This is a genomic window from Nostoc sp. (genome assembly GCF_036917235.1).
Lineage (GTDB): Bacteria > Cyanobacteriota > Cyanobacteriia > Cyanobacteriales > Nostocaceae > Nostoc.
On sequence record NZ_JBALDU010000033.1, the window covers coordinates 129,460 to 155,834 of the forward strand.

Consider the following 26,375-nt stretch of genomic DNA (forward strand, 5'->3'; position numbering starts at 1 on the left):
ATTGATATTCGTGAGTCAGGAGAGGTGGCTGAGTGGTCGAAAGCGGCAGATTGCTAATCTGTTGTACGGCAGGCAACTCCGTACCGAGGGTTCGAATCCCTCCCTCTCCGTTTTTCGGCTTTTGATACACGGAGAATATTCTGTGTACAAAAAGTAATATTAATATCAGCGTAAATATTTCTACTCCCAAAGATGGATGATATGATTTATCCTTTGGAGTCTTGATAATATCCAGCTAAGTTAAAAACCTAGTTTGGATCTTATTTTTAGGCTCCTAAGTATTTTGAGGAGTGAAAGTAATTTATGAAAAAAATTAGCGCCGCCTTAAGTTTAAGTATAGCTACCCTTGCGGCAGGGTTTCTACTTGGGGCTTGTGGTGATAGCAGTAACCCCAACGGCACAGCTACCAACGGAAGTACCGCTACTCCAGCAACAAACTCAACTACTACAAGCAGTGCTAAAGGGCTAAAAATTGGTTCCCTGCTACCGACGACAGGCGACTTGGCTTCTGTAGGACAGCAGATGTTAGGCTCTGTACCTTTACTGGTCGATACAGTCAACGCTTGCGGTGGAGTGAATGGCGAACCCGTTACTTTGGTGCAAGTAGACGACCAAACCGACCCCAGAGCCGGTGCAGCCGGTATGACTAAACTAGCAACTTTAGATAAAGTAGCAGGTGTAGTTGGTTCCTTTGCCAGTAGCGTTTCTAGTGCAGCAGTCTCCATTGCCACCCCGAATAAAGTAATGCTGGTTTCTCCTGGTAGTACCAGTCCCGTCTTTACCGACAAGGCTCAAAAAGGTGACTATAAAGGCTTTTGGGCGCGTACCGCTCCTCCCGATACCTACCAAGCACTAGCTTTAGCCCAACTTGCCAGAAAAAAAGGTTTCAAGCGAGTTTCTACAGTCGTAATTAATAATGACTATGGCGTAGGGTTTGAAAAAGCATTCGTGCAAACTTTTGAAAAATTGGGTGGAACTATAGTTAATAAAGATAAGCCTGTCCGCTACGATCCAAAAGCTCAAACATTTGATACAGAAGCGGCTGCTGCTTTTGCTGGTAAGCCAGATGCAGTCCTGGCTGTACTCTATGCCGAAACTGGTAGTCTGTTCCTGAAAGCCGCCTATCAGCAAGGTGTGGCCAAGGGAGTACAGATTCTGCTGACAGATGGGGTAAAATCGCCTACTTTTCCCGAACAAGTTGGCAAAGGCGGTGATGGTAAATATATTTTAACAGGAGCGATCGGTACAGTACCGGGTTCCGATGGTAAAGCACTAGAAGCTTTCAACAAACTGTGGAAGGATAAAAAGGGTGGTGCGCCTGGGGAATACGCTCCTCAAGCTTGGGATGCAGCTGCTTTATTAACATTGGCGGCGCAAGCTGCTAAGGAAAATACGGGCGTTGGTATATCCACCAAAATCCGTGAAGTTGCTGATGGGCCTGGTACAGAAGTTACTGATGTCTGCGAGGGACTGAAGTTACTTAAAGATGGTAAAAAGATTAACTACCAAGGAGCTAGCGGCAACGTAGATGTTGATGCTAACGGCGATGTCGTCGGTGTATACGATGTTTGGACAGTAGGTGATGATGGCACAATCAAGGTGATTGACAAAGTTACCCCTAAGTAGAAACTTAGGAGTTAGGAGTGATTAATTATAAATTTAATAATTGAATCTTAATAACTCCTAACTCCTAACTCTTAACTATTTAATCCCACTGAAGTTATAACCAACTCCTAACAACAAGCCCACATCAGTTTGATCGAAAAATCCGGCATTGATAGCAGCTGTTGCCGTAAATTGAGAAGTTAGAGGCACATCAATGCCACCAGACACCAAAAAGGCAAATTTTGAATCATCACCAGTTTTGTAAGCTGCACCCACTCCGACGTAAGGTGCGATCGCTAATGGTTCGCTAAAAGCATCTGCTGATTTGAAGGTAAAATCGTAGGTGATCGGAAGTAGAACTGTGGTGTTGTCGCCAAATATGGCTGAGGGTCGCACTGATATAGAATTTGTCAGTCCGATTTTGCTAACTACTGCGAAGTTACCATCGCCCAAAGACGTGTCACCACCATTCAAACCAATGTTAGCAGCGACGCCAAGATAGCTACTACCACCACTAGTAGTTCTACCTAAATCAATATCTGATTGCGCCACTCTTGTCGCAGATGGTTGAGCAGTCGTTTGAGAAGTCGGTTGTACAGGTTCAGAGGTAAGCGTTGCAGATGAGGTCGCCACTGTGCCTGGAACGGGTATGGGTGTTACACTGGCGTTTTCTTGTATCGCAGTGTTGGGCAATTGCTCTACCTTAGTTAAATTTGTGACTGTAAAAGTTTCAGTTGTTTCTGTAGAGAGATTTTGGCTAAACTCTTTGGGAGACGCTACGGTTGCGGAAGGTTCGGTTAATGGCTGATTGCTTGACTTGTTTACTGTCTGGGCGCTTGCAGATAAACCGCTGCTCAGGAATGCAAGAGCAGCTATACTTGGCAACCAAAAAACACCTTTACGAAGAAAAATAGTATTCACGTTCACTCCTAAAACAATGTTGCCACGAAAAATAAAGATTTTTGTTGATTTAAGTCAACAAATTTGGGCAATATTCAAAATTTAACATCAAAAAATCGGTTTTTGCATTCTGACTTTAAGTAAGTGGATCTAAATAAATATAAGATAGTTCGTCATTGCGAACGAAGTGTTCGCGGAGCGTCTCTAAGAGTTGCAATCGCAAAGACTAAGATTGCCACGCTTCACTTCGTTCCGCTCGCAATGACATCTTATATTTAATTGCGTCTGCTTACTTACTTGATTTCTCTAGTTAATATTTATTAGCAAAAAATTAAATTTTATAGCAATCCTCAATCACTCGTGAGAAACAAGATACTCAACAATTTTTACAAAATCGAGAATTTGTGGGTTGCAATTTTCAGAAATTAAATAAAATTGATATATTTATTTTAAATATCCTTAATTTGATAGATGACAAATAGTCTCTTTGCTTAAAACAAAACCAAGATAGTATTTGTTAAGGAGGCGATCGCGACCTCTCCTAATGCAGAGAAGAAGTTTTTTAGTATAGCTGTCTTACCGCCAAAGGCAGCTAAATTGTGAAGTGATATTACGAAGCTTGCAAAAATATTTAGAAATTGCCTAGAAGGCAAACATAGTTCTAACGTAGAACCTATTAGGAGAGACTTGAGGCAAATGTGATGAGCGAAAATAATATTCAAAAGTATCGGTTTGTCTGTACCCTGACTTTCGGTGATATCTACGGTCAAATAATTGTTTGGTTGATTACAATTACCCTAAGTTTGGCATCAGCTTTAGCGCTGATGGGTGCCAAGCGGCCCGTGTACGCTTTAGCAACAGCGGGTCTCGTCGTTCTGCTATCGCTACCTTTCTTGTTGTTTGCGTTTGTCACTACCTTGTTAAATCATATTGAAGTTAGTCCTGTAGGTCCGGGAACCAAAATGGAACCTATACCAGGTAATGTATCTCAACAACAACCTGTACAAGTAACTAGCTAAAGAGTTAGGAGTTATGAGTTATGAGTTATGAGTCACTCCATCTGTGCCATAACTCTTTGTTTTTAACTTTTCACTCCTAATTTAAAAATTTGTTATAACGTCCCTGTCTGTAGGCAGGGAATTTTTTTGTAGAGATGCTACTGTTACAACCCACTAGCTCATTAATCACGTCTCTACAATAGAACAGCAGTGGTTTGCAATCAGGGGGCTAAATATGCTGGAACATGATGTGATTATTGTCGGGGGTGGATTGGCGGGATGTCGCGCTGCTGTGGAAATCGCCCGTATTGACCCTAGTTTAAATATTGCTGTGGTTGCCAAAACCCACCCAATTCGTTCCCATTCGGTGGCGGCTCAAGGTGGTATGGCTGCTTCGCTGAAAAATGTCGATTCCGCAGATAGTTGGGAAGCACACGCCTTTGATACTGTCAAGGGTTCTGATTACTTGGCAGACCAAGATGCTGTAGCGATTCTCGCCCAAGAAGCGCCAGATGTGGTGATTGACTTAGAACATCTCGGCGTTTTGTTCTCTCGCTTACCCGATGGGCGCATTGCCCAACGGGCTTTTGGGGGACATTCCCATAACCGCACTTGTTACGCTGCTGACAAAACCGGTCACGCGATTTTGCACGAATTGGTTAACAATTTGCGGCGTTATGGGGTGCAAGTTTATGAAGAGTGGTACGTGATGCGTCTCATTTTGGAAGAAAATGAGGCGAAGGGTGTGGTGATGTTCCATCTTTTGGATGGACATATAGAGGTGGTGCGGGCTAAGGCGGTGATGTTTGCCACAGGGGGCTATGGTCGCGTTTATAACACTACCTCTAATGATTACGCGTCTTCGGGTGATGGTTTGGCAATGACTGCGATCGCAGGTTTACCCCTTGAAGATATGGAATTTGTGCAGTTTCATCCCACTGGCTTATATCCAGTAGGGGTGTTGATTTCGGAAGCAGTACGGGGAGAAGGGGCGTATCTGATTAATAGTGAAGGCGATCGCTTTATGGCGAACTATGCACCCAGTCGGATGGAACTAGCTCCTCGTGATATTACCTCACGAGCGATCGCTTACGAAATTCGCGCCGGACGTGGTATTCATCTTGATGGCAGTGCTGGTGGCCCCTTTGTCTATCTGGATTTACGCCATCTGGGCAAAGAAAAAATTATGAGTCGCGTTCCCTTTTGCTGGGAAGAAGCCCATCGCTTAGTAGGCGTTGACGCAGTAACTCAACCGATGCCAGTCCGTCCGACAATTCACTATTGTATGGGTGGCATACCAGTTAACACCGATGGTCAAGTTCGTAGTAGTGGTGATGGTTTTGTTGATGCTTTCTTTGCTGCGGGTGAAACATCTTGTGTTTCCGTACATGGTGCAAATCGTTTGGGTAGTAATTCACTGCTGGAATGTGTCGTTTATGGCAAAAGAACTGGAGCTGCGATCGCCAAATTTGTCCAAAAACGTAAGCTACCCTCTGTAGATGAGCAACGGTATGTAACAGAAGCCCAGCAACAAATTCAAGCCTTGCTAGAACAACCAGGACAGTACCGCATTAACCAAGTCCGTGAAGCTTTTCAAGATTGTATGACTGAGTACTGCGGTGTTTTCCGCACTGAGGCATTAATGACTGAAGGTTTGCAGAAACTAGAAGAAATACAACAAAAATACCCGCAAATTTATTTAGATGACAAAGGTAGTTGCTGGAATACGGAACTCGTGGAAGCTTTAGAATTGCGAAGTTTGATGGTAGTGGGACAGACTATTTTGGCATCAGCCCTAAATCGCCAAGAAAGTCGTGGCGCTCATTTCCGCGAAGATTATTCCGAGCGAGATGATAGCAATTTTCTCAAACACACAATGGCTTACTATTCACCAGCAGGAATTGACATCCAATATCGACCGGTGGCGATTACTATGTTTGAGCCAAAAGAGCGGAAGTATTAGTAAAATATGAACTATGAAGGATAAAATACCATATCCTTCATATTTTTTCGTGTACAAATCCAGCATATTTAAATCACTGAATAATAAATAATTTTATGTTGCAATTTACTGGCTAAATTTTAACTATTCAAACCAGATGTTAAAAAAATACAAGGAAGTTTCTGGGAGAAAAACAATCTATAGTTATTTTTGTAAAAACTCTAAAATGATATATTTCAAAGCTGCATAATTATTTTATATTCTGTTATCTGATACCATTTCTAACGCCAAATTAATTATGCTTTCGGAAAATATTGTCAAATTAAAGCAGAAAATAAACTCATTAGGTGCTTCATATCCTTTAGATGAAGTGAAACCAGATTTTGTTGATAAAGTTCAATTAGAATCAAATAATGATGATTACTTCAGATGTATTTTTAAGAAGATGTCTGGCTTGATAAATAAATGTACTATACGTATTGGTAACTATAAATCTATAACTGAATTAAAAAGCGAAGATTATGAACGGATAAATGAATTAAAAAATTTGTACTCAGAGGCTTATATTTATTCAAAGCTAAAATCCTGGTTGGCTATTGAAAAAGTTCCAGAAACTTCACAGAGAACACCAGACTTCAAAGTTATATTTCGTGGTTCACCCATTTATATCGAGATTAAATCTCTAAATATGGCTGATGGCCAACTTAAGCATATAGAAATTATGGATAAAGTATCTAACATGAAAATTGATTTAGAAACACAGAAAAAAAGCAATAAAGCAATTACTATATCAGAGACAATAATTCAACCATACTATAAATCGGGTAATCCTTATAACGCTAAATCTACAAAAATGATGATCGAAACTCTCATATATAAAATTACGAACAACCTGAAACAAGAACAATTTAATCAAGGTGATACTTTGCTTTTGGTAGATATTGCTACTCAACTACCTGTTCCTCATCCTGAAAGCGCAATTCGTGAAAATTATGAGATACATAGCAATAAAGTGAGCGGGGTTTTGTGGCATACAGCATTTGGTATTATGAATAGCACAATTTATCCATTTCCTGCACTTGAGGATGATTCTGAAACTGAATATCTAAGTTCAGAAGGTATTTTGAATACTCATCCTTATATTAAAGGGTTGATCTTTCATATTGATGAAAATTTTTATGCCTTAGCTAAATCAGCAGATGAGAATCTTAGAGCAATTGAACTCATTTCTTATCTGTGTCCTAAAACTACCGTATTAAGTCTACACAGTCAGTAGATTAACTCAAGCAACAACGAAATCCAACGTTATCATTATTGGTATTTGTGAGAAGCGATCGCATTGTACCCTTTCTGATAAGCTACGGTTGGTGTGTTTCCAGGAATTGTTACCTACCGAACATAGAAATAATCGTATACAGCGATATTCCCTTGTCAGTTACTTTCTAAGTAGCGAATTGATAAGGAAAACTTTTGAGGGTAGGGTGAGCAACAGAAACTATCCTTAAGCATCCAAAATATAATTAGTCGTTAAAAAACCTACAGGGTTCTATAATCGCACCTACAGAATGTCGGATTTAGTAGTAAGTGCAAAGATATTTTCTGTATGCCGTAAAATTCTTACTATGAAAAACAAGATTTTTATTTAAAATATGAGCAATTCACAAACTTGGTATATTGTCAAGCGTTCTGGTGGAAACTGTGAAATTATTCCCAGCGACCAAGTTGGCGATGATAATGTAGAAATTATAGAACAGTGGGGGCCTTTTAGTTCGCAAGAAGAAGCGATCGCTCGACGTGTCGGACTTATTAGGGCTGGAAAGTGCAAAGCAGTTTAAGTTAGTAGTTAGAAGTTAACAGTGATGGACTTTATTTCTAACTCCTCACTATTGACTCCTAACTTTATTCCTAACTCTTCATTTTTCTGCTGTAGGTGTCCCCTGAGCAGCAATTTTTTTACCAATCACTTCCACTGCTTTAGCAAATTGAGGGTCTGCAAGAGTCGCGAGTTTGTCACGTTCATGGAGCCACAAATCTTCCATCTGCTTTTTGCTCAAATCCACCTTCACATCTGGCGAAATGCCTTTGTGATTGATATCTGTACCATTGGGAGTATAGTAATGAGCAATTGTCACCGCTAATCCTGAGCCATCTTCCAGGGGACGCACCGATTGCACTAGTCCCTTACCAAAGGTTTGAGTACCGACCAAAGTAGCACGCTTATTATCCTGCAAAGCCCCTGAGAGGATTTCACTGGCACTAGCTGAACCTTTATCTACCAGCACCACCAATGGTTTAGTTGTCAAGGCTCGTCCGTTTGCCTCTTCCTTTTCTGCCTCTCCTTGACGTTCAACAGTGGAGACAATCTTACCTTTATCTATCCACATCCGGGCAATATCGACACTGGAGAAAAGTAAGCCGCCTGGATTACCGCGCAAATCAAGGATGTATCCAGCTACCTTTTTGCTTTCTAAATCTTTGATGGCGGTTTGCATTTCTTTACCAGCATTGGCGCTGAACTGGTTCAAGCGGATATAGCCAAGATTTCCGGCTGGAGTTTTCTTTTGAGAAAACTTAACTGGATGGATTTCAATTCGCGCCCGTGTAATGTCAAATTGTTTTACCTTACTATCGCGCTGAATAGTCAAGCTGACTTTCGATCCTGCTTCACCCCTAATTAAGGATACTGCCTGATTGGTATCCATCCCCTTGGTATCTTTGCCGTTAATTTTGAGGATGATATCTTTTGCCAAAACACCAGCTTTAAAGGCTGGCGTATCCTCGATTGGCGCAATTACAACCAATTGCTTGGTTTTTTCATCCTGACTAATGGTGATTCCAATCCCTGTCAATTCTCCAGAGGTATCCACTTGCATATTCTTGAATTCCTCTGGACTCATAAACCGGGTGTATGGGTCATCTAGCTTTTTCAGCATTTCCCGAATGGACTTATACGCATCCTGCGGATTACTGTAGGACTTGCTCAAATATTCCTTACGAACAGCCTGCCAATCTACCTGATTAAAAGTACCGTCAACATATTGGCGCTGAACAATTTGCCAAACTTCATCTACTAATTCTTTGGGACTTGCTTTAAATAAAGCCTGACCTCGCGAATGAATGCCAAGGCTTGTAACAGCGATCGTGGAGAGTGTAACTGCCGTAGCACCCAAAACAAGCCTACTTTTTGTAATCACCATAATGACAGCTGCGTCAGAGGGAAAATTTATAGTCAGTATGCTCAATCTAACACAGGCTACCACTGTACAGACCGAGTATGTATTCTTAATTTAAACAAAATACTTGACAATCTGGCGACATTAGTTGTTAATCAACACAGAAGTTTTAAGAATTGGGGATTGGGGAAGGTGGGGCCCTCTCTGGGGATAAGGGGTAATGGCAATACGGTTCGGTTAAGGTGTTTATTCCTCGAAGATCCCCCCAACCCCCCTTAAAAAGGGCAGGGCTGTTTCATTCGATCCCTTAAGGATTTTGTCAAGAGTATGAGTCAGAAATTTGCTTGAGTGGGAGAAATAAAAACTACCACCTCAACCAGTAAATTTAAGTGTGAACGCCATTTTCTTGCCCAATCAAATTTTTTAGTCACTTGATTTTTTTGCTTGAAACACTTGTAAATCAGCGCCTTTTAGGGAATGAAACAGCCCTGCCTTAAAAAGGGGGGCTTATAACCATCTTTTACCCCCTTAAAAAGGGGGTCGCCATCGGCGGGGGGATCTTAACCGAACCGTATTGGGGGTAATGGGGATTGGGTATTAATTTAATTATTCTTTCTCTCCCTGCCCCCTGCTCCCCTTAAGGTTCTACCCAGCGTTCATCTGCCTTAATGAGGTTAATTAATTCCTCTACACCTTTATCTTCTGGGACTTTTTTAATTTCTTCTCGACCACGATACAAAGAAATATAACCAGGTGTTTTGCCGACATAACCATAGTCGGCATCGGCCATTTCTCCCGGACCATTGACAATGCAACCCATAACTGCAATGTCTAACCCAGTTAGGTGTTTAGTGGCTTCCCGAACTTTGTGCAGCACTTCTTCTAGGTTAAACAAAGTGCGTCCACAGGAAGGACAAGCGACGTATTCCACCATCGTTTTTCGCAATCCCAAAGCTTGGAGAATGCTGTAGCAGACGGGAATTTCTTTTTCTGGGGCTTCTGTCAGTGAGACGCGGATTGTATCGCCAATGCCATCAGCAAGTAAGGTGGCAATACCAGCCGTGGATTTAATTCGCCCGTATTCGCCATCACCGGCTTCCGTAACGCCTAAATGTAACGGGTAATCCATACCCAGTTCATCCATGCGCTTGGCAATGAGGCGATAGGCGGCTATCATCACCGGTACTCGTGAGGCTTTCATGGAAATTACCAAGTTACGGAAATCCAAAGATTCACAGATGCGGATGAATTCTATGGCAGATTCCACCATTCCTTCGGGAGTGTCACCGTAAGTAAATAGCATTCTCTCTGCGAGGGAACCGTGATTTACCCCAATTCGCATAGATTTTCCTTGATCGCGCAAAGAAACTACTAGAGGTTCTAAGGTTTCCCGGATTTTATCGCCAATTTCGTCAAATTCGCTTTTAGTATATTCAGTTCGATTAATGTTTGGCTTTTCAAACACATACAAACCTGGATTAATCCGTACTTTCTCTATGTGCTTGGCGACTTCCACGGCGATTTTTAGCCCATTGTGATGGACATCAGCCACAATTGGCACGTCTTGGTAAGTTTTAATTAATTTTTGTTTAATTTCCCCTAAAGCTTTAGCATGAGCCATACTCGGCACTGTGACGCGGACAATTTCGCAGCCAATTTCGTGCAGACGACGAATACCAGCCACAGAACCATCAATATCAAGGGTGTCTTCGTTAATCATTGACTGCACCACAACGGGGTAGCCGCCGCCAATGGTGACATTACCCACCTTTACGGGACGGGTTTTACGCCGTTTGATAGTTGTATCAAAGGTGGCTTGAGTTGATGTGATGCTTGAAGTGTTTACTGTGGGCAGAGTTTGCATAACCTGATTAGGTAAATTTGCTGTTGCTCAAATATCAGATTTAATAAATCTCTGTTTCCCAGATTGCCACAGCTAGCGCTTTTTTGGACTATTCGCATAGAAAAAAATGGAGAAAGTAACAATCCTCTTAGCCTTTAGGGAACCCTAGTAAATGAAAAATCTATTGAAAAAGCAGAAATATGGGATTCATCGAAGCAATTTTTGGTGCTGGAGCTATTGTCATGAAGGCAATCCGAACTGTTAATCAAGTAACCAAAAACTATATTGCTAGAGTTGTTAATGAGATTTCGCAAGAGACAGCCAAAGAAAACCAGGCTACGCCAAGTCCAACGCCTGTTACTGTAAATATTCAAATTGACATCAAGAATATTGACCTTCAGGAAACGGAACTTGAGAAAAAGCGGGCGCGTGATGGACTGCTAAAGCGAACTGAGCTAGAGAAACTCCATGAGTTAAAAAAACAACGTGAGGAGAAGTTTGAGCAGTGGCAAAAGGCTAAAACTCAGGAAGTCGTAGCCGAACAAGTAAAAAACCCTGATGGATATGAAACATCATTCTTGAACAATGATAAAGCTCACATACTTCAGTTCCACATGGGGCAAGTTGTTCTTGAAAAACGATGCGGGTGCGGCAAACCAATGTTTTTACAACATAAAAATCGCTCTGACGGCAGTTTATTTATGTTAAATGACTTTTTCTGGTCGTGTATTGGCTATTACAATCATGCAAATACCCAGTGTAAAGGTACACAAAAATTTGGTACGCAGGATATTGGGTTGATGCACAAAGCAAATGTTTTTGAACTTAAGTTATCAAATGCCGAGCTAAGTCAGAGCTTTACACCTAAACATATCCAAATCACAGTAGTTGAGCGTGTTAGACAGCATTTGAAGGTAGAAAATAGCGATGTACTATGCCCCATACATCATGTGCCTATGGTCTTACGTGAAAAACGCAATCACTCAGATGTTGTTATAGATATGTTTTACCTGCAATGTCCGCATTTTGGATGTCAACAGCTTGTTAAATTGAAGTCAGCCGCACAAATTGCTGCATTTTTGCACAGTAAAGAAGGAAGGGGAATATTGTAGTAAAAACTTTGTAAAGTATTATATTTAACTGATTCAAGCCTAGTAATTATTAACATAAGTGCAGAATTATATGAACACCCAAACAACACCCCAACTACCAATTCCCCCACACTTCAACTCAGAAAAAGTCGGCGAAGTCTGGCGCGTACCTTACCAAGAACGTGCCGCCGAAGCTGAAATCTGGGCAAAACAAGACGATATAAAACCTGCATCTTTAGATAAAAGCCGGATTTGCTTACTGTTAATTGATGTCCAAAACACCTTCTGCATCCCTGAATTTGAATTATTTGTAGGTGGAAAATCTGGTAATGCGGCAGTGGATGATAACGTCAGATTATGTGAGTTTATCTATCGAAACTTGGGAATCATCACGAAAATTGTACCTACTCTAGATACTCACACAGCAACGCAAATATTCCATCCAATCTTTTGGGTGAACGCTGCCGGAGAACATCCCACCCCGGCAGCGACTAGCATCACACCAGCAGATATTGAACAAGGTATCTGGAAAGTTAACCCAGCAGTTGCTAACAGTATTACCAATGGAGATTATGAATTATTAGAAAAACACGCTTACCATTACCTAAAAAAACTCAGTCAAGATGGAAAATATCCCCTCACTGTTTGGCCTTATCATTCTATGTTGGGTGGCATCGGTCATGCTCTAGTTTCATCGGTAGAAGAAGCGATATTTTTCCACGGCATTGCGCGTCAGAGTCAAACGCAATTTGAAATCAAAGGTGAAAATCCTTTAACAGAAAACTATTCCATCTTACGTCCAGAAGTGTTGGAAGATTTTGAACAACGTCCACTTGCTCAAAAGAACACGCGCCTAATTAAACAACTTTTAGAATATGATGCAGTAATTATTGGTGGTCAAGCTAAAAGTCACTGCGTCGCTTGGACAATTGACGATTTATTAACAGAAATTAAACAGGTAGATGCTGCCCTTGCTCAAAAAATCTATTTACTAGAAGATTGCACTTCCCCCGTTGTTGTCCCCGGCGTTGTGGACTACACAGAACAGGCAGATGCGGCATTTGCAAGATTTGCAGAGGCAGGAATGCACATTGTAAAATCTAGCGAAAATATAGCATCCTTTATTTAACGCAAAGGATTGCATTCGCAAAGCATCTCGTAGAGAAGGTTTCGCAGAGGAACACAGAGATTTCCTTTGCGTTCCTCTGCGCTTCCCTCGGCGTTCCTCTGCGTTTAAAAACAAACCTCATTTCTTCAAATAACCCTTTGGATCTTCTGCTACCCAACCCAGAGATGAGCTAGAACGCACTTCAAAATGGAGATGCGGTTGAGTGGAACTTGGTTTTCCACTAGTGCCTACTGTTCCTAGTAAGTCTCCTTTTTTTACTTGCTGACCGACAGTAACTTTGATACTGTCAAGCTGGGCATAGCGGCTTTGGAGTCCGCCAGGGTGGTTAATGATGACCAACTTGCCATAAGAACCTTGATCGTTGGCAAAGGCTACAGTTCCAGGTGCGATCGCTAGCACATTACTACCAACTGGTGCTAATAAGTCAACACCACTATGGAAGAAAACTTCACCTGTCGCAGGATTAATTTGCCAACCGTAAGCTAATCCTACAGTTGCCACTTGTGCTAAGGGATATCCAGACAAAGATGCACGGTTTGGTGTCCCTGCATCAGTAGGTAAAGGGGACTTAGTTACAACACCATTGGGCGACCAATTTACCCCCGGAACAAACACGATTCTGGGGTTTTGTTGGCAGCCATTCACCTCAAACAGGCTATCAGCACGAACTTTGTATTGTGCCGCCACTTGTCGCCAAGTTTCACCGCGGGGTACTTCGACTACAATCCCATTGTAGGGAGGAATCTGAAGCACACTACCAACGGCGGCAGCTGCACCGTTCTGCAAAGCTGGATTCATGCCAATAATAGTTGTCGGAATGAGATTGTAGCGCTGCGCTATACTCTCCAAAGTTTCGCCACGAACAACTTTATGGCGTTGGAAGCGAGATAAGGCTGGAGTTGAGCAACCACCCACAGCAGCGTTAGCACTGTTTGAGTTTGAGTATGGCAGTATGCTTACTAGGCCCAAGGCGCTAACTAAGCTACAGAGAAACAGTTGACGAAAGGGTAAAGTCATGTACACAGGTCAAGAGCGCATTAACTTTAGATTTTAGATGGGAAAAGTAGGGAGTTGCGAGGAAGCCGGGGAGCAGGGGCAGAATAAAAATTACCCCTTTCTCCTCTGCTCCCTGCTTTGCGCCCCCTGCCTCTTTGCCCAGTCCCTAATTTCTCGTAAATTGATCTGTCCACTTGCCGTTCGCTTGACTACACTTAGAAATTAGCAACTGCATTGCTGTTATTGAGCAAAACAATTATGAAGTTATCCTTAAAGCAACTGGCGGTTTATGTGTTTTTACTGGTAATTGGCGGTGGTGCAGGTTTGTTTGGCAGTCGCTATCTCATTCCACAAAATCGCTCGTTCCAACAGTTAAAAAATGTAACAATGGCTTCGCCTCCAGAATCCGTAGTTCCGAATTCTCCTAACGGAGCTATGGGGGCTACTGGTGGCGATAACGTAAATTTTATTGCGACGGCAGTGCAAAAAGTTGGCCCGGCTGTAGTGCGAATTAATGCCACTCGCAAAGTAGCCAATCCCATCTCTGACGCTTTGAAAAATCCCCTCTTGCGGCGATTCTTTGGAGAGGATGACCAACCAATTCCTCAAGAACGCATTGAGCGCGGTACAGGATCGGGATTTATTTTGAGTGAAGATGGGGAATTACTCACCAACGCTCATGTAGTAGCAGATACAGATACAGTGCAAGTTACCCTCAAGGATGGTCGGAGTCTAGAGGGGAAGGTGGTAGGAGTTGATTCTGTGACAGATGTGGCGGTAGTGAAAATAAAAGCGAATGATTTGCCGACAGTAAAACTGGGCAATTCGCAAAACCTGATCCCAGGACAATGGGCGATCGCTATTGGCAATCCTCTGGGTTTAGATAATACTGTTACTATCGGCATCATCAGTGCTACCGATCGCACTAGCACTCAAGTTGGTGTCCCAGATAAACGAGTCAGCTTTATCCAAACTGATGCCGCTATTAACCCTGGTAATTCTGGTGGCCCCTTATTAAACGCCCAAGGCGAAGTAATTGGTATTAACACTGCGATCCGCGCTGATGCTCAAGGACTCGGTTTCGCCATCCCCATTGAAACCGCTGCCCGCATCGCTAATGAACTTTTTACTAAAGGGCGTGTAGAACATCCCTTCTTGGGTGTTGAAATGGCAGACCTTTCTCCCATCAGAAAACAGCAGATTAATCAAGACAATCAACTCAACATTCAGCAGGATGCTGGAATTGTGATTAAAGGAGTCACAGATGATTCCCCAGCAAAGCGTGGAGGACTGCTTCCTGGAGACGTGATTCAAAAAGTTAACGGTAAACCAGTTAAAACCTCAGCCCAAGTACAGAGGCTGGTAGAGTCTAGCAAAGTTGGAGACATTTTAGCGCTCGAAGTCAACCGCAGTGGTAAAATTCAAACCTTCAAAGTACAATCAGGATCTTATCCTGAAAAGAAGTAGTCAAAATAATTCGTAATTCCTAGAGAGCGTCATTCCGAATTACGAATTAGTAATCAATTATTTGGTCAATAGTTCCAGAATGTTTGACTACTGACTATTAATTATTGGCCATTAGACAAATGCTCTAACTGCATTCTTTGTTCCATCTGGCGCAGAAAATACCCTGTCATCATGGCTGATGCTAGAAGTCCAGCTAAGTTTTCCCTATCTGTTGTGATTTGCACGTTGAAATTTTCCGCAGGGAGCATTCCCACTAGCCCTTGGACATTTTGCGAGATGATTTGTTTAATTTCGGGGCTGGCGGACTGAGCAACCCTAGCTAAAACATCAGGAGACTGATGCTGTAGATATTTGAGTAACTGATTAGGGTATTCCTCAGAGTGGTCGGAAAGAAGTTGATTAGGGTGTTCCTCGGAGTTGTCATTCAAAAAGTCAGGATTAAACACCATTGGCAGTTTTATTTAGCTTAATTGCTAACTCCACTCTAAACCATAGTACAAGGTTAGCGCATTCACCACGAGTATAAGCTCTGAAGAGGTAGGGCGCAGGGGGCAGAGGGGAAAGAGGTATATTTTTATTTTTCCTGTGCCCCGTGCTCCCTATTCCCTACTCCCTTTAGTTCTAGTTCTAGTTCTAGTTGTTCTTCCTTCTGACTGGTAGAAAGTATTTGCGGGAGTTGTTCGATTTGGAAATACTGATGAAATTTTGGGGTTACTTGGAGTGAGTAGGAGCGAGAATCGCTGTCTCGGCGCTTGCGGATGAAACCAAGTTCGACGAGTTCTGGAACGTGTTGATATACTCCTGAACCGCGCAGGTTAATCAGGTCACTCTGAAGTATGGGACTATTAAGAGCGATCGCAGCTAAAGTCCGTAATGCACCTACACCCAATTCCACTGGTATCATCGTTTGCACTAGATCGTGAAAGTCAGACCGGAGTTGCAAACTATAACCGTCTGGGGTTTCTATTACCTCTAGAGCGCTATCTCGGTGGGCATAATTGTCCATGAGTTCAATTATCCCTTCTTTGACAGTGGCGCGATCGCACGCGGCATACTCGGCGATTTCGCCGAGCGACAAGGGTTTACCCTTCAAATAGAGAATTGCTTCTATCTTCGTCGCTGTGGCTGTAATCATTTAGTCATTAGTCGTTAGTCATTGCTTATTAGTCATTGGTCATTAGTACATGACAACTAACAATCAACAAGTGTGTGGAATTATATCGTAAATTGTCAAAGTATTTTTTAAAACTTTAAAATTTGGCATTGGGCAAAACAGTGCTGAGTGCTGTTAGCGGATAGCTAAGGTTTAGCCCGTGCTGAGTGAGGAATTATTTTCCTTGTCTCCTTATCCCTCTCGTCTCCCCTGCTCCCCTGCCCCTCTGCCCCTCTGCCTCTTCATAAGCCTCTACTTGTGAGAATAAATTCTGCGATCGCTAAATCTTGTGGAGTGGTCACTTTTAGATTTGTCTCCTCTCCCTCGACAATTCGGACTTCGATGCCGCACTTTTCAAATAAGGCGGCGTCGTCAGTTACTTCCCAACCTTGACGGACTCCTTCAGCATGGCACTGTTTCAACAACTTGACATCAAATCCTTGGGGAGTTTGTGCCGCCCATAGTTGTCGTCTGTCGGGTGTATCTTGAATTATGCGTTGTTCATTGACAACTTTGATGGTGTCTTTGATGGGTATACCAGCAATTAAACCGGGACAGTGGCAAATGGCCTCGGCACAAGAGTTAAATAAATCTGGTGTGGCCAGGCATCTAGCACCATCGTGAATCAACACTTGTTCTGCGGCTATTGGCAGAGATTGTAAGCCATTGTAAACAGATTCTTGGCGGGTGGAGCCACCTTGAATCAATTCCACTGGTTTAGTCAGCTTCAGATCGGCGATAATTGCTTTGAACTCTGGCCAATCGGTAGACTGAGAAATAATCCCAATCCAACTGATTGTACTGGCGGCTTCTGCGGCTAATAAAGTCCAAGCAATAATTGGTTGCGATCGCACTCTTAGCAGGAGTTTATTGCGGTTACTCCCCATTCTTTTTCCGATTCCCGCAGCTGGAATTAGTAAATACACAGAATTCCTCAATCTTTAAGCTATATATTTTCCCCTAAAATAGGGAGCGAGTAAGCGTCAATAAATATTATGCGAGTAGTAGCCCTTGTACCTGGCGGAATTGGCGACCAAATTCTGTTCTTTCCGACTCTAGATGACCTGAAGCGCCATTACCCTAACGCTCAGATAGATGTCGTTGTTGAACCCCGGTCAAAGGCTGCCTACCGAGTGAGCAAGTCAGTTCACGAGGTGCTGAACTTTGATTTTAATGACCGTAACAGTCTGGCAGATTGGGGTAATTTAGTGGGAACGATTCGCGATCGCGAATACGATGTTGCCATTGCTGTTAAGCAAAATTGGTGGGTGGGTCTTTTACTCTGGTTGACGGGAATTCCTATACGTATTGGCTATCAAGGCAAAGGATCGGGTTTTCTGACCCATGCTGTGCCTTTCAAGCCATCCCAATATGCGGCGGCAGTCTACCACGATTTGCTGCAACCGTTGGAAATCAATAGCCCTGTCCCAGAGTTAGCAGTAAATGTGCCAAAACCAGATATTGAGTGGGCACAAAAGGAACAAAAACGTTTAGGGGTTCATGAAACAGGATATATCTTGATTCATGGCGGTTCTGGCCAGTTATCCCAGGCTAAAGAACTAGATAAAATCTACCCTGTCGAAAATTGGCAGCGAATTATTCAAGCCTTCCAACAAAAGCAGCCGGATTTACCTGTGGTTGTTATTAAGGGAGTTGATGATGAGCAGTTTGTGCGATCGCTTCTGGAGTCTTCTCCAGATATCAAGGTGACTGCCCCAGATGATATTGGTAAGTTAACTGCCATAATTGCTGGGGCAAATTTGATGTTATCTACGGATAGCGCGCCATTACAACTAAGTGTTGCAGTCCAAACCTATACCATTGCCATCTTGGGGCCCAGCGATCCGGCTGAGTTGTTGCCGAAAAACGATAAATTCCTGGCTATTGAATCCCTCACAGGAAAAACGGCGGATATTTCACCAAACGCAGTTTTAGAGAAAATTTGGGGTGGCTAAACCAGTAATTTTTTGAAGAAGTCAGAAGTCAGAATTCAGAAGGTGGGAGATTCAGACCCACTATTACGAAAGTTGACCACAAAATCTATGATTTTGTGGGTGCAACAAATGCCATTGATTTAGCATTCGACTGAGCGCTCATGCCGAAGTCCGCTTTTTAGTGACGCTCGTAAACTCGCTACCGCTGCGCTATCAGAATTCATACTGAATTCTGGCTCCTGACTCCTGAATTCTTTCTTGTCAAAATATCCCAAAAAAAGCATCATCTAATTCATAACCGAGCATTTGGGCCATGGACTTTAGGCGTGAGAGGCTAGGGATGTCTTGTTGTTTGAGCCAATCGCCTAAGATAAAAATTTTATGCATCAAAAATATCTCTAAGGCTTCAGGATTGTACTGAATACCTTCTTGGGAACTAAACTGGTGTGGTACAAGCATGGCGGCATAACGAGCAAATTCTCCAGCTTTCCAATCTAGTAAAAATGGCAACCACGGATATTTGGCATCTAGGCGTACAAACCATAGCCGCACCTCTGGAATTTCTGAGAGTTCCCGTGGATCGCCAGGTTCGAGATTGTAATTGATATCAAAGCGTAGCTGCTGTTCATGGGATACAACCCCATCTTGCAGCAGTTTTTCAATCACCGTTGACGCAGGCGATAAATCCAGATTGTTAATGAAGTCATTATTGAGTGCGATCGCAATTGTCATTGATTCAGCAGCCACTTTCTTGATGCTCAACTGTAGGATCGAGAATATACAGTAGCAGCTTTCAGGGATTGACGCTACATTGACTTTTCATAGCACAAAGTTTTCTTCACAAATCAATTAGTATTTACTGATACTTTTTTGCTGATAATTTCGTCAACCTATACAAGGTTTAGACACAAGTCTGAACTGCTTAAATTTATTTGATACTTTTACTTAATTTTCGCTAGTTATAACAAATATACATCCAGCTGCTAGCCCTGATATGAGCCACTGGCTATGGCTACTCACTTCACCGACTTTTACTAAAATTAAATGTTACTTTGATCGTTGCTATAATTACTCGCCTTTAACTAAGTAATTACTACACGATTAATATCGTATGCCATTAGAATTAGCCTACCTGGGTGAGGCAATACCTGCCCCAAGGTGGACATTTACAGCGATTTTAAGTTAAAGTTGTAATGAGTTTGTTTTAGATTAAGGTCTGAGAAAGTAGCCGTCAACAAGCAAAAAAAATTATTATCGCCACCTGTCACTTCCACAGCATCAAAAGCCAAAACATAAGTGCAGGTAAAACAGCAGCGTGCAATATCATTGCATATATTAAATAACCAATAAACATTTAGATGGGAAAATTCCCTCAACAGTTAACAAGCTGTAATATGCAAAAACAAACAATTACTACAAGACCAATTCGTTCTTTAGAAGATGCACTTGAGCGCTGTCAAATCCTGGGTATGCGCGTCAGTCGTCAGCGTCGCTTTATTCTGGAATTACTTTGGCAAGCAAATGAACATCTTGCTGCAAGAGAGATTTACGATCGCTTGAACCAACAAGGCAAAGAGATCGGACATACCTCTGTTTATCAAAATTTAGAAGCATTATCCAGTCAAGGCATCATTGAGTGTATTGAACGCTGTGATGGGCGTTTGTACGGTAATATCAGTGACTCTCACAGTCATATAAACTGTGTGGATACAAATCAAATTCTTGATGTTCATGTGGAACTACCAGAAGATTTGATCCGCAAAATTGAAGAAGAAACAGGAGTGCGGATTACTGACTACAGTATTAACTTTTTTGGCTACCGCAATCCGCAGGAGGGTTAGGGGGCAGGGGAGCAGGGGAGCAGGGGGAGCAAAGAAAAAGAAGTTGCAGTAAGTTTTCCCCTCTGCCCCTTTGCACCTCTGCCTCTTGTGCCCAATGCCCAATCGAATTAATTACCAAAAACTGTCTCATCATCGACATCATCATCATCTAAATCTGCTGACAAAATTGCGCCTTCACAGCTTTCAATTAGTCCAATCGCAGGGTTTTTTTTCCAATTAACGTTTGTGTTTGGTGTGATTTTCACGGTGTTTAAGAAGGGTTGCTGCGATCGCAAATGTTTCAGTTTTTGAAACATTTCTTTAGAAAACAAAGCACCATTATCAGCGGCCAATTTTTTGTCAGTCGCAGCAAGAATGGCGTCAAAGAAGCAAGCGTTGGTGAGATCGGCAGAATTAAGATTTGTCCCCATCAGGTTTGCCTGTTGCAGGTTTGCGCCTGTGAGATTTGCCTGTTGTAAGTTCGCGCCTGTGAGATTTGCCTGTTGTAAGTTCGCACCTGCGAGGTTCGCCTGTTGCAAATTGGCTCCAGCCAAATTCGCCCCCATTAACTCCGCATTAGATAAGTTTGTTTGCTCAAGACTCACCCCAGTTAATATCACTTGCGATAAAGAGGCTCCCGATAAATTGAGTCCAGACAGAGACTTGATTCGGGTTGCGAAGGCACTTTTATGCAAAACCGTTGTTCTAGCAATTAGCACACTCAGCACCTCTGGGTTGAATTCTGTTAAATTGACTGGATTCCCACAAGTCCAAAATGGAATTTTTGTTTCTCGGTAGCAAGCACAAAGCAATAAAAACACATTCAGTCCCACCGCAGCATTCACCTGTTCAACATTCACAGGGTTTTGCAGTGCGTGAAAATTAGTCAAAGCGTTGTGGGCTATCCCTTCATCTAACCAACGTCCTTGACAGTAAGCACGCCAGAAAGATAATAGACGTTGAAACAAAACTTCAAACGAAAATTTGTGTTTTTGCTGGCGACGCAATTCGGCGATCGCTAGTTCTTCAATTTCTTGGCTAAGTATGCCGTAACCTAGTAAATTATAAATATTCTGGGCTACGCTACTGGGATCAAGTACAAAAGTGGGCGTACCATAAGCCTCATCTTGGTACTGAGTCAGAAGTTGAAGTTGGGCAGCTATAGCATCTGCACAAAGAGATTCTCCTAACTTGAGATGCGAAAACTCAATTAAACTACTTTTCGCTGCGGTTTCGCCTGAGCTTTCTACATCCCAAATTTTAAAATAAAACGCTGGTAAACTATTAAATTCACCAGCTAGATTAATTTGATGACGTTGGGAGTGTAAAATTTTGAGAGCGATCGCTTGCATCTGCTCAAGTAAATCTTGGGGATGACGATTAGCGAGTAAATTAGCGATCGCTTCTGGAGTCCGGTGGATATGAGCCGTTCCTGAACGCAGTAGCATCGTCTTAATTCCACCAATTAGCGGATAACCCAATAACCATCGACTCAGGCGATGATGAATTTCCCATAACAGAAAAGACTTTTGGGTATTAGTAGCTAACTGCAATAGTTCATCATCTAGCAATCCCTCGCGGTGCAAGAGGCCCAACAAATGCAGCATTAGGGGTTGACGGACAAAGGGAGATAATTCGCTTAACTTTGATTGGCTGTTAAATAAGCCTGCCTGTTTTAATAATGTAAAGAAATTTTGAGCAATGGGTAATGATTGCACTTTTGCCCACTGTTGAAACCATTGCTTGAATTCGTCCACATCCAATGGCTGAATAATAATTCGCCTCAACAATAGCGGTAGTTCCGAGACGATTTCTGGTAAAGTCGTTGAACGACTTGTCAACACAATTTTGTGGCGGTGCTGAGATTGAAAGTTCAGTAATTGCTGAATAAAAATTGCTTGTGCCCTGATACCCTGAGCAGAATGGGGCAATTCATCCAAACCATCCAGCAGTAAAAGACAAGGGAGATTTTCTTGCTCTAACCAAGTTGAAAGATTAACACCAAAGGCAGAATTTAGAGTTTCGATTAAAGTTTTACCGTATTGTACATCTCGCAACCTAATTACTATCGGCATCCAAGTAGGGTACAATTCCTGTGCTACCTGTGCTGCCCAAAGTTGGCAAAAACTAGTTTTTCCATAACCCGGTTCTGACTCAATGACAGCGATCGTTTCTAAATCAGTTAACTGTTGCTGTGCCCATGTTTTTAAGTCAACTGGTTTAACAGCTTTTTTATCTTGCTCAGAAATATTTTCCTCTATTGGTAAGCCTTTTTGTGGCACATAGATATCCTTTATAGCAAAGGATTCCATCAGCAAAGGGATACTGAGGTTTTTAATCAAACTTGCACGGTAATGTTCTCGGTGCAAATCAATTTTTTCACTGACTGTAGAACCAACTTCTGGGGTGATGAAACTGGGAGATAATGAAATCCCCAAACGGAAAAATTTTTGCAGTTGGGCTAAAGGTGCAGCATTCTCGGTGACGACTACCAATATGTCACCAGGTAGCGAGTTGACTAAACGCTGTGTTAGAAGTTTCGCTTCCAGTTCCTCTGCACCATTGGCAACTAACCAAGCGATAGCAGCGTTATTTATTTGTTGCACCAGTAATGAATCTGCAACCGAAGACAGTGCTTGTTCTGCTTGAGTATCAGTCAATTTACCTGGGCTGAGGGTTTTCAACAATCCTTGTAATTGCGAATCTTCGAGGATGAGTTTACCCACATCCTCTTTAAGTATGTGTGGTTGCATGGGTATAATTGCCCGGTCTAACCACGGTTTTTGTAAGCTTGCTTCCTGCTCTAAAATTGCTTGCAAAGCTTGGAGATAGGCAATTTGAAACGCTAGCCACGTTCCTTCGTTACGTTTTAATGGTTTTTTTTGGCTGAGGCTACGCAAAAGTTTTTCTGTCAACTGGGAAATGACACTGATTTCTTCCCAAACAATACTTAAAGGCAGTTCTAAAACCTCTACCAAGGTACAGATATCAAAAGGCATGAGGCTTTTGAGTTCCATATCCTGAACAATACGGTAGGCAATACCTGCCAATTGCCCCTCAGAAAACTCTCTGATTTGATTGATTGCGATATGGCGTTCTGCCAACCAGTGCCGAATACTCAGGTTCATTTAATCACACAGTGAAAGCTGTTTATGGCAATTACGATCGATTTATCAGTTTGCGAAAACAGGTGACAATGGGGAAGACAAAGTTTTGTATGAAAGTTGTTTTCTGATTGGTAAAAAACAGTGCCGATCTAATTGAGTGGATTATGAGCGATCGCCCTTTAAAATTATTGTTAATCGACCAAGACCCGATTTTTCGTTTGGGATTACGGGTAGCTTTAGAAGCGATTCCTAACCTGGAAGCGATCGCAGTTGTAGAAACTGACACCGTTGCCTTGAAGATTTTAGCAGAAATTGCTGAAAAAGACCCTAACCAGGTAAATTTGGTAGTTTTAGAATTCGGTAATGGTCGTACCACCAGTCAACAGCTAGGTTTACAATTCTGTCGGCAACTCAGAGGCTTATATCCCAACCTACCAATCCTACTCCTCAGTTCTATTCAAGAACAAGGAATGCTATTGGCGGCGAAATCTGTTGGTGTAAATGGCTACTGCCCCAAAGGTACACCACTTCCTGAGTTAGTCGCCGCCATGCAAGAAGTTGCAGATTGTGGTTCCTATTGGTTTCAGGACACAGAAGCAATCACAACTCCTAACTCCTCACTCCTAACTCTTAACTCCTCTCCTCTCCCTTTCTCTAAACTGCGAAATAATTTACGTTTGTCAGGAATTGCTAACATTGATGCTACCCTAGCCGTAGTAACAGCACAATTACAAGTTCCCGGACTGCCAGTACTAGATCGAGCAATTCTAGCTGGACAGCGACGAGAACTGCTAGCGGCTCGTTGGTTGCTAAATCGGTTGTTGGTTTCACCACAAGAAAGGCAAGAGGAACAGATTCCGCTTGCTGATGAGTCGGCTGTGACTCCTTCATTAAGCATTCAACAAAGACAAACCCTATCACCTTTACTTAGTCCGGGAACCCTACAATCTTCCTTGTTTACATCTTGCGTTAATAAGCTTCAATTTCCTTTAATAAATGTCACAGATATACCTTTAGAAATTGATATTTTTCGTGAAGATAAAAAACGTGAATTACTTTATCTGATTCTACAAAAATTGACCGAGCAGTTGGATGAGTTGCGTGCTTCTCAAATAGAAATAAATCAATTATATGAGCTAAAAAATACCTTGATACGTGATTTGTGGCAAGTAGCGATTATAGAATTTTTTGGGAAGTTTTCTCGGATAAAAGTAGCTAATCAAAATATAGAAGTTGTTAATTTATTGCTACGAAACACAGAGGTTGTGCAAAGAGAGATTCTTCAAAAAATCCCGCTATTTTGTGAGTTGTATTCTTATCTATTATTTCAAACAGAATTGAACATTGATAATAGCTCATATCCAGTAGTTAGCACTGAAGCCAAGTCTCAAGCATTGATGCTTTTAGAGAACTTATTGATTCAGGTAGCGAATGGAGTAGTGCAACCACTGTTAAATTATTTAGCAGATGTAGAAGAGATTAAGCAAAACTTTTATTGTCGCCAATTGATTTCTACAAGAGAGATTGAACGGTTTAGAAATGATTTGTCGTGGAAATATAGATTAAAAAATTATATAAATGAGCCAAAAGCCGTTTTTGAAAGTCGCTATGAGCTATTTGTAATTGCACCTCGTGGCATTGCCAATACTTCAGTTTATGCTCCTCGAAATCAGGAATTAGTAAAACTTTCCAATATTCCTTTAATAGTGACATTGCTCCTAGAATTTAGTGATGCGATCGCACCGCGTTTAAAATCACTATTAGCTGTTTTCGGTAGCGGTATAGTTTTTATCCTTACCCAAATAGTTGGTCGAGGTTTAGGTTTAATCGGTCGTGGTATTCTTCAAGGTATTGGTAGCGTTTCGTCAGTAGAAAAGAACTTTAGACGAAATAGCGATCGATCTAAGTGAACCAGCAACGCAGAGGGGCAGCTTTCTGTAGTTCTTTTCCCAATGACAAATGACAAATGACAAATGATTTTATCGGACTAGCAATTTCGTATGTTTACGCTATCAGTCTGCTTGTGATTGGCGAGGGACTACGTAGGCTATTTGGTGTAAAGCCGGATTTGACCCGCAAGGTAATCCATATTGGTGCAGGGATGTGGGCTTTCGGAGTCCTGCTACTGTTTAAGAATTGGGAAATCGGAATTATACCTTTTGCTACCTTTATCGGACTCAATTACCTGTTTTACCGCTACCGAATCATCGGCGCAATGGATACTCAGGATAGCTCACCCGGCACAGTTTATTTTGCTATCTCAGTGACACTGCTGTTCGGGTTACTGTGGCGACCAGATGGGCCAGTAGATAGCGTTGCGATCGCCGTAGCTGGGATAATGGCAATGACCTGGGGTGACGCACTAGCAGCATTAATCGGTAAACGTTTTGGGCAACATAAATACCAAGTGGGCAGTTCTATACGTTCCTGGGAAGGTTCAGCAGCAATGTTTATAGCGAGTACAGTAGTAATTTTCTTGGTGCTGTTACTGCTACCTGGTTCGTCGCTAAGTCCCCTAGCAACGCCTTTAAGTTTAGGTTGGGCCTTTTTGACGGCAGTAGTAACTGCTACTTTCGCAACTCTAGCAGAGGCAGTCTCGCCCCACGGCACAGATAACCTCAGCGTACCTCTAACAGCGGCGGGAGTAGTTTGGATTTTCATGCAGGTTTTTAAGGCACTTCCAATTACCTCGTTCCCAGTCTAAGACTAGAATTTCAGCCACTTATAATATAGATTCTCAATAAAAACAGCTATTTCACTGCGATGTCTGCGGCGGTCTGTTAACGCTGCGCTATCGGTATCGCACTATTAATTCGGCGATTTATACCCCTAATTTTTAGCACCTAACTTTGGAGTATTACTACTTCATACTACAATACTACTATTTTGAAATTGGCAGTGTTCAGAAACACAATATATGTGTGATCGAGAACACATATTTTTTAATTAAGACAACTATATGATCTTCCCCACATGGACATACAGCAAGAATACATTTTGCAACTTGATGTCCATCTTCTTTCTGTTAACTCCAGCGATACACAGTTATGCTTCATTTTCTGATTGAGCAGAAATTGTCAAAGCATACTTGAAAGGATTTCCCACAATTGAAGAAGGCAGAAGCCTGTAAGTATCAATCAAAACTCTAGTTGCGGGTGATTGCCCACTACTAGAACAAAATTGTGTCGAGATATGTAACACCAGACACAAAGCATCC

At 42.1% G+C, this 26,375-nt stretch carries 21 protein-coding genes and 1 tRNA gene; 13 read left to right on the forward strand and 9 right to left on the reverse strand.

Features of this window, described 5'->3' with window-relative positions; all coding sequences use genetic code 11:
* The first annotated feature begins 18 nt into the window (after positions 1-18).
* Both V7K44_RS10965 and V7K44_RS10970 read left to right on the forward strand, forming a co-directional pair.
* Positions 19-110 (forward strand) — tRNA-Ser (locus V7K44_RS10965).
* 193 nt (positions 111-303) lie between these two features.
* Positions 304-1,626 (forward strand): ABC transporter substrate-binding protein, encoded by a 1,323-nt coding sequence (locus V7K44_RS10970; RefSeq protein WP_334931293.1) that lies wholly within the window; start codon positions 304-306, stop codon positions 1,624-1,626.
* Positions 1,627-1,701: 75 nt separating this feature from the next.
* On the opposite strand, the gene V7K44_RS10975 is transcribed toward V7K44_RS10970, so the two are convergent.
* Positions 1,702-2,526 (reverse strand): hypothetical protein, encoded by an 825-nt coding sequence (locus tag V7K44_RS10975; protein ID WP_334931295.1) that lies wholly within the window; start codon positions 2,524-2,526, stop codon positions 1,702-1,704.
* A 680-nt stretch (positions 2,527-3,206) separates the two neighbouring features.
* On the opposite strand from V7K44_RS10975, the gene V7K44_RS10980 reads away from it, so the two are divergent.
* The 4 genes from V7K44_RS10980 (at position 3,207) to V7K44_RS10995 (ending at position 7,280) form a co-directional block, all read left to right on the forward strand.
* Positions 3,207-3,524, forward strand: coding sequence for a hypothetical protein (locus V7K44_RS10980; protein WP_322728558.1), 318 nt, complete (start codon positions 3,207-3,209; stop codon positions 3,522-3,524).
* A gap of 214 nt (positions 3,525-3,738) precedes the next feature.
* Positions 3,739-5,466, forward strand: a complete 1,728-nt coding sequence (locus tag V7K44_RS10985; protein ID WP_334931300.1) for a succinate dehydrogenase/fumarate reductase flavoprotein subunit — start codon at positions 3,739-3,741, stop codon at positions 5,464-5,466.
* Positions 5,467-5,743: 277 nt separating this feature from the next.
* The gene (locus V7K44_RS10990; RefSeq protein WP_334931302.1) at positions 5,744-6,721 is read left to right on the forward strand and encodes a hypothetical protein; all 978 of its coding nucleotides are present in this window, start codon (positions 5,744-5,746) and stop codon (positions 6,719-6,721) included.
* A gap of 373 nt (positions 6,722-7,094) precedes the next feature.
* Positions 7,095-7,280 carry a DDE transposase family protein gene (locus V7K44_RS10995; RefSeq protein ID WP_334931304.1) on the forward strand — a complete coding sequence of 62 codons (186 nt, stop codon included), beginning with the start codon at positions 7,095-7,097 and terminating at the stop codon, positions 7,278-7,280.
* Positions 7,281-7,358: 78 nt separating this feature from the next.
* Here V7K44_RS10995 and ctpC read toward each other — a convergent pair whose 3' ends face one another.
* Together ctpC and ispG are read right to left on the reverse strand one after the other, a co-directional pair.
* Positions 7,359-8,642, reverse strand: a complete 1,284-nt coding sequence (ctpC, locus tag V7K44_RS11000) for a carboxyl-terminal processing protease CtpC (protein ID WP_334931306.1) — start codon at positions 8,640-8,642, stop codon at positions 7,359-7,361.
* A 613-nt stretch (positions 8,643-9,255) separates the two neighbouring features.
* Positions 9,256-10,482, reverse strand: coding sequence for a (E)-4-hydroxy-3-methylbut-2-enyl-diphosphate synthase (ispG, locus tag V7K44_RS11005; RefSeq protein ID WP_334931308.1), 1,227 nt, complete (start codon positions 10,480-10,482; stop codon positions 9,256-9,258).
* A gap of 179 nt (positions 10,483-10,661) precedes the next feature.
* On the opposite strand from ispG, the gene V7K44_RS11010 reads away from it, so the two are divergent.
* Together V7K44_RS11010 and V7K44_RS11015 are read left to right on the forward strand one after the other, a co-directional pair.
* Entirely contained in the window at positions 10,662-11,573 is a 912-nt protein-coding gene (locus tag V7K44_RS11010; protein ID WP_334931310.1) for a hypothetical protein, read from the forward strand.
* Positions 11,574-11,643: 70 nt separating this feature from the next.
* The gene (locus tag V7K44_RS11015; RefSeq protein WP_334931312.1) at positions 11,644-12,681 is read left to right on the forward strand and encodes an isochorismatase; all 1,038 of its coding nucleotides are present in this window, start codon (positions 11,644-11,646) and stop codon (positions 12,679-12,681) included.
* A 117-nt stretch (positions 12,682-12,798) separates the two neighbouring features.
* Here V7K44_RS11015 and V7K44_RS11020 read toward each other — a convergent pair whose 3' ends face one another.
* Positions 12,799-13,698 carry a LysM peptidoglycan-binding domain-containing M23 family metallopeptidase gene (locus V7K44_RS11020; protein WP_334931314.1) on the reverse strand — a complete coding sequence of 300 codons (900 nt, stop codon included), beginning with the start codon at positions 13,696-13,698 and terminating at the stop codon, positions 12,799-12,801.
* Between the two features lie 237 nt (positions 13,699-13,935).
* Here V7K44_RS11020 and V7K44_RS11025 point away from each other — a divergent pair, with 237 nt between their 5' ends.
* Entirely contained in the window at positions 13,936-15,144 is a 1,209-nt protein-coding gene (locus tag V7K44_RS11025; protein WP_334931316.1) for an HhoA/HhoB/HtrA family serine endopeptidase, read from the forward strand.
* Between the two features lie 101 nt (positions 15,145-15,245).
* Here the strand turns inward: V7K44_RS11025 and V7K44_RS11030 are convergent, their stop codons facing one another.
* The 3 genes from V7K44_RS11030 to ispD form a co-directional block, all read right to left on the reverse strand.
* Positions 15,246-15,593 carry a DUF760 domain-containing protein gene (locus V7K44_RS11030; protein WP_094347414.1) on the reverse strand — a complete coding sequence of 116 codons (348 nt, stop codon included), beginning with the start codon at positions 15,591-15,593 and terminating at the stop codon, positions 15,246-15,248.
* 125 nt (positions 15,594-15,718) lie between these two features.
* Positions 15,719-16,279 (reverse strand): SMC-Scp complex subunit ScpB, encoded by a 561-nt coding sequence (scpB, locus tag V7K44_RS11035; RefSeq protein WP_334931318.1) that lies wholly within the window; start codon positions 16,277-16,279, stop codon positions 15,719-15,721.
* 260 nt (positions 16,280-16,539) lie between these two features.
* Positions 16,540-17,223 carry a 2-C-methyl-D-erythritol 4-phosphate cytidylyltransferase gene (ispD, locus tag V7K44_RS11040; RefSeq protein ID WP_334931320.1) on the reverse strand — a complete coding sequence of 228 codons (684 nt, stop codon included), beginning with the start codon at positions 17,221-17,223 and terminating at the stop codon, positions 16,540-16,542.
* Positions 17,224-17,292: 69 nt separating this feature from the next.
* Between ispD and V7K44_RS11045 the strand changes: the two genes are divergently transcribed.
* On the forward strand, positions 17,293-18,252 hold the full coding sequence (locus V7K44_RS11045) for a glycosyltransferase family 9 protein (protein ID WP_334931322.1): 960 nt from the start codon (positions 17,293-17,295) through the stop codon (positions 18,250-18,252).
* Between the two features lie 240 nt (positions 18,253-18,492).
* Here the strand turns inward: V7K44_RS11045 and V7K44_RS11050 are convergent, their stop codons facing one another.
* Positions 18,493-18,963 (reverse strand): CRR6 family NdhI maturation factor, encoded by a 471-nt coding sequence (locus V7K44_RS11050; RefSeq protein ID WP_334931477.1) that lies wholly within the window; start codon positions 18,961-18,963, stop codon positions 18,493-18,495.
* A 662-nt stretch (positions 18,964-19,625) separates the two neighbouring features.
* Here V7K44_RS11050 and V7K44_RS11055 point away from each other — a divergent pair.
* Entirely contained in the window at positions 19,626-20,072 is a 447-nt protein-coding gene (locus V7K44_RS11055) for a Fur family transcriptional regulator (RefSeq protein WP_322660180.1), read from the forward strand.
* A 107-nt stretch (positions 20,073-20,179) separates the two neighbouring features.
* Here V7K44_RS11055 and V7K44_RS11060 read toward each other — a convergent pair whose 3' ends face one another.
* Positions 20,180-23,179 (reverse strand): pentapeptide repeat-containing protein, encoded by a 3,000-nt coding sequence (locus V7K44_RS11060; RefSeq protein ID WP_334931324.1) that lies wholly within the window; start codon positions 23,177-23,179, stop codon positions 20,180-20,182.
* 143 nt (positions 23,180-23,322) lie between these two features.
* Between V7K44_RS11060 and V7K44_RS11065 the strand changes: the two genes are divergently transcribed.
* Complete coding sequence (locus V7K44_RS11065) at positions 23,323-25,068, forward strand: DUF3685 domain-containing protein (protein ID WP_334931479.1); 1,746 nt, start codon at positions 23,323-23,325, stop codon at positions 25,066-25,068.
* A gap of 56 nt (positions 25,069-25,124) precedes the next feature.
* A complete protein-coding gene (locus V7K44_RS11070; RefSeq protein ID WP_334931326.1) occupies positions 25,125-25,862 on the forward strand; it encodes a diacylglycerol/polyprenol kinase family protein in 738 nt (245 codons plus the stop codon).
* Positions 25,863-26,375 lie beyond the last annotated feature (513 nt).